We start from the raw sequence: 7,362 nt of genomic DNA on the forward strand, positions 1-7,362 counted from the left end.
CCGGCCGCAGTCGAGGCGGTGCCGGTGGGGGCGGGATCGCCGGCGCCGAGCGGGAGGGTGGCGGCGTCGCGGGCGCCCGGGTCGCGCCCGCGGGGCGCGGTGCCGGCGGGCGCGGGGGCGCCGGCCCCGAGCGGGAGAGTGGCGGCCGGGCGGTCCTGGCCGGCGAACTCGGCCGCCGCGGCCGCGCTCGTCGACAGGTCCACCGTGGCCGCCGCGGCGAGCGCGCGCGGCACGCGCGCCGCCAGCTCATCTCGGATCGCTTCGAGATCGTCGGCGAGCGCGGCCGCGGTCGGATAGCGGCGCGCGGGATCTTTTTCGAGACAGCGCATGATCGCGCGATCGAGCGCCGCCGGGATCGCGAGGTCGGGTCGCACGGCCGCGGGCTGGCGTGGCCGCGTGCGGACATGGTGGGTGAGGATCTCCATGAACGTTGCACCTGCAAATGGCCGCCGTCCCACGACCATTTCGTAGAGGACGACCCCGAGCGCGTAGACGTCGGTGCGCTCGTCGATGTCCCCGCCGGTCGCCTGCTCGGGGGCCATGTACTCCGGCGTGCCGAACACGATCCCCGCGCGCGTGAGGCTCGTGAGCGATGCGTTGGTGATCGCCAGATCCCCCTCCCTCGCCAGCAGCTTGGCGAGACCGAAGTCGAGGACGACCACCGCGTCGCGGTCGCCGTCGCGGTGGACCAACATCAGGTTGTCGGGCTTCAGGTCGCGGTGGATCAGGCCGAACCCGTGCGCGTGGTGGAGCGCGCGCGCCGCCTGCGCTGCGATGTGCGCGACCCGGCGCGGGGCGATCGGCCCGCCCGCGTGGAACTCCTCGCCGACCGTCGTGCCGTCGAGGTAGTCCATCACCAGGTACAGCGTGCCGTCTTGCGCCGCGCCGAAGTCCGTGACCCGCACGCAGCCCGGGTGGGACAGGCGGCTGCAGTGTTTGGCCTCGCGGCGAAACCGCCGGGCCGCGTCCGGTTCGGCGGCGACCTCGGGCCGCAGGAGCTTGACCGCGACGCGCCGGTCCATCGCCAGGTGGCGAGCGCGATAGACCGTCCCCATGCCGCCGGCGCCGATGCGCTCCTCGATGCGGTATTTGCCGTCGAGCACGGCGCCGGCCCACGCGTCGGCGGCTCCGGGGGCGACCGGCGACGTCGCGCGCAGCGCCGCGCCGTCGTCGGGGCAGAAGCGGTGGCCGGCCGGGTAGCTGCGCGCGCAGATCGGGCAGAGCGGCACCCGTCGACTGTAGAACACCGCCGGCGTGCGGTCGCGCCGCGGCCGCCGGGAACGCGCGCTACAACCGCAGGCCGTTGCGCGCGCGGTAGGAGAACCAGTCGTACGCCAGGTAGGCCGAACCGGCGAGGCCGAGGATTCCCAGGACCGGCGCGCCGAGGACCAGCGCGGCGATCGATCCGCCGGCGGCCGCGGTCGCGAGCCACCCCTTCTTTTTGGCGACGAGCTCCTTGCGGCGGACGAGCTGGCTCACCCTCCAACCGTGCAGCATCGATCGGGAGCTGTCAAACGCCCGCGCGCCGCCGCTTTCTTCGCGCCGCCGCCAGGCGCGTGCTACAACGAGACCATGGGCACGCGCGCGCTGTTCGGTGCCGCCGGCGGGCTCGCGCTCGCCGGGGCCGGGTTGCTCGGTTGGTACGCGGCGGCCGGCGGTGCCGCCCAGGCCGCGGATACGCGGACCCGACCGGCGGCGACCGAGGCCGACGTCGCGGTCGCGCCCGAGGGGCCTTCGCCGGACGTCCTCGGCCGTACGGTCACGCTCGCGTTCGAGGATCGCCGCGTGCCGGTGCGGTGGAGCGAGTTGGCCTCGGTCGGCGAGGCGGGGCAGGTCGCCATCGACGACGCGCGCGCGGTCGCCAAGCTCACCGAGCTCAAGGCCCAGCTCGACCGGCCGCCGCAGAACGCGCGCATGGACCTCGAGCGGCGGCAACTGGTGCCCGACCGACCCGGCGCGGGCGTCGACGTCTACGGCGCACTCGCCCGGTTGCGGCTCGCGCTGGTCGACGGCCGCGCGGAGGTCACCCTGCCGGCGATCCCGATCCGCGCCGACGTCACCACCGACGACCTCGGCCGCATCGACATCAGCCACGTCCTGGGCCATTTCACGACCCGGTTTTCCGTCGCGGAAAAGCGCCGCTCGGACAACCTGAAACTCGCGGCGAGCAAACTCGACGGCTACGTGCTGATGCCGGGCGCCGAGTTCTCGTTCAACGACGTCGTCGGCCCGCGCACGGAGGCCGAGGGCTACAAGATCGCGCACGTGATCACCTCCGGCGAGATGGTCGACGGACTCGCCGGCGGCAGCTGCCAGATCTCGACCACGCTGCACGGCGCGGCGTTCTTCGCCGGCCTCGACATCCTCAAGTCGACGCCGCACTCGCGACCGAGCACCTACGTGACGATGGGGCTGGACGCGACCGTCGTGTACCCGGTCACCGACCTCAAGCTGCGCAACCCGTACGACTTCCCCGTGGTCATCCACTACCGCGTCGCGCGCGGCGAGGCGACGGTGGAGATTCTCGGCAAGAAGCGGCCGTACGACCGCATCGAATTCGAACGGGAGATCCTCGAGGAGCTGCCGTTCGACACGGTCACGCGCGAGGACGACACGCTGCCGGTCGGCAGCCTGGTCGTCGAGCAGGAGGGCTTCCCGGGCTACAAGCTCAAGCGGTACCGGCGGTTTTATCGGGGCGGGAAGGTGGTCAAGACGGACAAGTGGACGCTGTGGTACCGGCCCGTCACCGAGTACACGCGGATGGGGACGAACCCGAATCCCAATCTGCCGTGGCCCAAACCGCCGAAGGCGCACGGACCGCGCGCGCCCAAGGGCGAGAAGTTCCGCCTCGTGCAGTGAGCTGCGCGCCTCGTGCAGTGAGCCGCGCGCCGCTGCGGTGCGCCGCGCGTTGCTGCGGTGAGCCGCGCGCCGCTGCGGTGAGCCGCGCGCCGCTGCGGTGAGCCGCGCGACCCCGGTGGCCCCGGACGCTCGCCGGACGGCGCCCCTCGCCGGGAGTCCGCGTCGCCCGGTGGGATGGATGCGGCCGCGGCGGAGCGCGCGCGGCGCGATCGTCCGCCGCGCGGCGGGCGTGCGATCCAGACGGTCCCCGCGGCATCGGCGTGGAGGTGCACCTCCGGCCGGGCCGCGGGCGGCGACGGCGATCGTGGGGCCCGTGCCCCCACGCCGGGCGGCGGGCGGCGCGGGCGAACGATAGTTTGCCGCGGTCGACCCCGTGGCACGCGGGCTGCATCCCACCGACACGTTCCCGTGACCGCGACCGCCGCCACCGCCGCCTGCGAGCCGGATGCCTTCGGCGACTACCTGCTGCTCGGGAAGATCGGCCAGGGCGGGATGGCGGACGTGTGGCTCGCGTCGGCGGCCGCGGGGCCACACGCCGGCCGGCCGGTCGCGCTCAAGCGCCTGCTTCCGCACCTGCACGACGACCCCGGCATGGTGGCGATGTTCCTGGACGAGGCCGACATCGCCAGCCAGCTGCGCCACGACAACATCTGCCAGGTCGTGGACGCCGGGCAGGCCGGCGGCCGCTACTACCTCGCGCTGGAGTACCTGCACGGCGGGTCGCTCGGGTCGCTGCTGCACCGGCTGTCGAAGCGGCGCCGGCTGTTGAAGCTGCGCTACCTGGGGCCGGTCGTCGACCAGATCGGCGCCGCGCTCGCCGCCGCCCACGACCGCGGCATCGTCCACCGAGACGTGTCCCCCAACAACATCTTCATCACCACGTCCGGCGTGGTGAAACTGCTCGACTTCGGCGTCGCGAAGGCCGACTGTGCGCGCGTGCGGACGCGGGCCGGCGTCGTCAAGGGCACGTTCGCGTACATGGCGCCCGAACAGCTCGAGGGGAGACCGGTCGATGCGCGGGCGGACGTGTTTTCGCTCGGCGTCGTGCTGCACGAGGCCGTCACGTGCAGGCGGCTGTTTCGGCGCGACAGCGACTACCTCACGTGCAAGGCGATCCTGACGGAGCGGCCGCCGCCCGTGACGCGGCTGCGGCCGGGCGTGCCGCAGCGGCTCGCCGACGCCATCGACCGGGCGATCGCGCGCGACCCGGAAGCCCGCTATCCCGACGTGCGGCGGTTCGCGAGCGACGTCCGCGCGGCGCTGCGCGAGGTCGGCAAGCCGCCCGTGCCGGAGGCGATCGGCCGCGAGATCGATCGCGTGTTCGCCGACGAACTCGACGCGATCGACGACCTGTTTGGCGCGCAGCGGACGCGGGTAGCGCCGGCGACGCAGCGGCGCGCGCCATCGCCGGCGCCTGGCCCGCGGCGCGCGCGCGGCGAGCTGCTCACCGTGCTGCCGCTGCGCGCTGCCGGCGGCGAGCGCGCCGCCGGCGCGTCCCGACCCGGCAGTCGCCCTGCGCCGCCGCCCGGCCGCCCGGCGACCGCGGCCGCCCGCCGCGCCGCCTCGCCCCGCGCGGGCGCGCCGCGTCGCCCCGCGTTCGTCGACGACGAGTTCACCGGCGTGCCGGTACCGCCGCCCGCCGGCGCGTCGCCGCGGCGGGGGCGCGCGGACTGCGTGGCCGCGGCCGGCGACCGGTCGCCGCCGCCGGGCGGCCCCGAGCGGACCGCGCGGCGCGCCTCCACCGGCCCGGCTCGGCGACCGCGCCGGCTGGCGCGGTGGGCCGCGGCGATCGGGCTGGCGCTGCTCGCGGCGCAGTCGTCGTGGTTCGCGCCGTCCGGCGAGCGGCGAGCCGATGCGCCGCCGGCGGCGGCGTCCGACCGCAACGCGGCGCGCGGCGATCCGGGGCACGCGCGCGCGCCCGCGCCGGACGCGCGCATCCCCCGCTGACCGGTGCGCGTCATCGCCCGGCCGGGCGCCGCGGGCGCGCGGCGGAACCGGGGGCCGCCGGCCGGACCGGCGCGGGCGCGACGAGCCGGACGGTGCCGAGCACGCCGACGGACGGGTCGTCGGGCCGGTGGTCGCCCGCGACCGGGGACGGCGTGCGGTCGGGGCGGAGCAGGCGCAGGCCGATGAAGAAGCCGTCGCCGCGCCAGTGCGGCGGGATGCGCACCTTGACGGCGTCCCGCACGATCTCGCCCGGCCGCCAGTGCGACGACGGGAAGAAGCCGTCGGCGGTGACCGCCGCGCCGCTGCGCACCGGCCGCACCGGCCGTCCAGGTTGTTGCTGCAACCAGGCTTCGCCCTGCAGGCGGAAGTCGGCGCTCGGTCGGCGCACCACCCGGAAGTACGGCTTGATCGCCAGCGTCTTGCCGGGCGCGATCTGCGGCGCCGTCAGGTCGTAGCCGAACAGCTCGACGGCGCCGCCGTCGTACACCAGCGGCGGGTCGACCCGCACCTGCGGTGACGGCTTGCCGGTGACGATGTGCCACGCGCGCTTTTGCTCGGCCTGGTTGGTCGTCGGGTCGCGGCTGAAGAACACGCGATCGAGCCACTCGTCGAGGTAGCGCTTCATCAACTCGCTGCCGCGGGCGTCCTTGCCCCACACGCTGCGGTGCTCCCACGGATCGGTTTCGAGGTCGTACAGTTCGTACAGGTTCGACTGGAGCTTGGCGATGAGCTTGTACTTCGCCGTGATCGCCGCGCGCTGGACGCCGCCGGCGTTCGTCTCGGCGAACACGACGCGGTCGCGCGCGTCGCGGCCGTAAAACAGCTGCGGCACGAGGCTTTCGCCCTCGAAGGACAGATCGGACACGTCGATGCCGGCGAGGTCGGCCACCGTCGGCAGGATGTCGAGCGGCGATACCGCTCCGTCGACCACGTGCGGCTCGATGTCGGGCACGTACACGATGAGCGGCACGTGCAGCACCTCGCGATACAGGTAGAACCCGTGGTTGATGTGGCCGTGTTCCTTGAAGCCGTCGCCGTGGTCGCTGGTGACGATGATGACGGTGCGGTCGGCCACGGGCATGCGCGACAGTTCGTCGAACATGCGGCCGAGATGCCGGTCGGTGTACGCTACTTCCGCGTCGTATTTGTCCTGCTCGGTGTCGCCGAACGGGAACTCGGGGTGGGGCATGTAATAACCGTGCGGGTCGATGTAGTGGACCCACAGAAACCACTTGCGGTCGCTGTTGCGCGCGATCCACGCGAGCGCCTTGTCGGTCACCAGGTGCGACGTGATCTTGCGCGGATCGTTCTCCTTGCCGATCTCGTTGTCGTACGTGTCGAACCCCTGGTCGAGCCCCCAGTCGTTGAAGTAGTAATGGCTGAGGATCGCGCCGGTGCGATAGCCCGCCCGCTTCATCACCTCCGCGAACGTCACGTTGACGTCGAGCACCTTCGGCGGCTTCGGGCGGCGCTCACCGGACAGCGCGATCCCGGAGTGAAAGAACTTGGACGTCTGGATCGCCGGGACCGACGCCATCGTGCCGGCCGACGGCGCGTTGCAGAACCGGAACGCCACGCCGCGGCGGGCGAGCGCATCCAGGTTCGGCGTGAGGACGCGGCCGGTGCGCTCGGCGTAGTCGCCGAGACCGGTGCGATCGAAGCGAAGGGTGTCGACGGTGACGAGCAGGACGTTCCAGTCGCGACGGTACGCCTCCGGAACCGGCATGCGCTCGCCGGTGCGGTAGCTCGGCGCGGCGGCGAGCGAGAAATCGGCGCCGTTGCAGTTTTCGTCGATGCCGTTGTCGGGGATGTCGCGGGCGCCGGGGTGGATGTCCGGGTCGAACGGGCCGCAGTCGTTTTCGCCGAGGAGGGAGCCGTAGCCGTCGCGGTCGAAGTCGTTGGCGACGCGCACGGCGGTGATGAGGGCCGACAGCGGCGGCGACGACGCGATCGCCAGGTATTTGGCCTGCGGGTCGGCGCCGGCGCGCCACAGCCCGGCGATCGCGACGACCGCCGCGACGGCCGCGGCGCCGGCGGCCGCGCGCCGGCGGCGCGGGCGGATGGGCAGCCACGCCCCGCGGTGGGCGCGATGCGCGGCGGCCGCCACGGTCGCCGCCGCCCACACCGCGGCCGCTACCAGCAGGCGCGCCGGGATCAGCGGCCGCACCTGCGGCAGCGCCAGCGCCGCGGCCGCGAGTCCGCCGCCGGCGATCGATGCGAGCGCAACGATCGCGGCGCCGGTGTTCGCCCACGGGTTGAACCACCGCGCCGGCCCGAGCGCGCGGCCGAGCCGGGTCGCGGCGCGAGCGAGCGCCAGCGCCAGCGGCGCGCACGCGGCGACCAGCGCGAGCTGCACGCCGGCGAGCACGACGGCCACCACGTCGGGCGCGGCGAAGTGGGTCACGAAATAATGGGTGAGCAGCGCGGACGCGGCCGCGTACGCGACGGCCGAACCGGCCAGCGCCCACAGCCACGCCGCCAGCTTCGGCGACCCCGCGCCCGGCGCCAGCAGCCCCGGCCACGTGCGCGCCGCGCGCGGGCTCGCCAGCGCGACCG

The 7,362-nt window shown here is 74.3% G+C and carries 4 protein-coding genes and 1 pseudogene; 2 read left to right on the top strand and 3 right to left on the bottom strand.

Going from position 1 to position 7,362, the window contains the following annotated elements:
- Positions 1–272: 272 nt before the first annotated feature.
- A pseudogene (locus D6689_20115) lies at positions 273–1,055 on the bottom strand (serine/threonine protein kinase).
- 232 nt (positions 1,056–1,287) lie between these two features.
- Positions 1,288–1,479, bottom strand: a complete 192-nt coding sequence (locus D6689_20120; GenBank protein ID RMH38101.1) for a hypothetical protein — start codon at positions 1,477–1,479, stop codon at positions 1,288–1,290.
- A gap of 93 nt (positions 1,480–1,572) precedes the next feature.
- Between D6689_20120 and D6689_20125 the strand changes: the two genes are divergently transcribed.
- Positions 1,573–2,859, top strand: coding sequence for a hypothetical protein (locus D6689_20125; GenBank protein RMH38102.1), 1,287 nt, complete (start codon positions 1,573–1,575; stop codon positions 2,857–2,859).
- Between the two features lie 174 nt (positions 2,860–3,033).
- Positions 3,034–4,806 (top strand): serine/threonine protein kinase, encoded by a 1,773-nt coding sequence (locus tag D6689_20130; GenBank protein ID RMH38103.1) that lies wholly within the window; start codon positions 3,034–3,036, stop codon positions 4,804–4,806.
- 10 nt (positions 4,807–4,816) lie between these two features.
- On the opposite strand, the gene D6689_20135 is transcribed toward D6689_20130, so the two are convergent.
- Positions 4,817–7,362, bottom strand: a 2,546-nt coding sequence (locus D6689_20135) for a hypothetical protein (protein ID RMH38104.1), incomplete at its 5' end; no start/stop codon positions are given.

This window comes from Deltaproteobacteria bacterium, assembly GCA_003696105.1.
Lineage (GTDB): Bacteria > Myxococcota_A > Polyangia > Haliangiales > J016 > J016.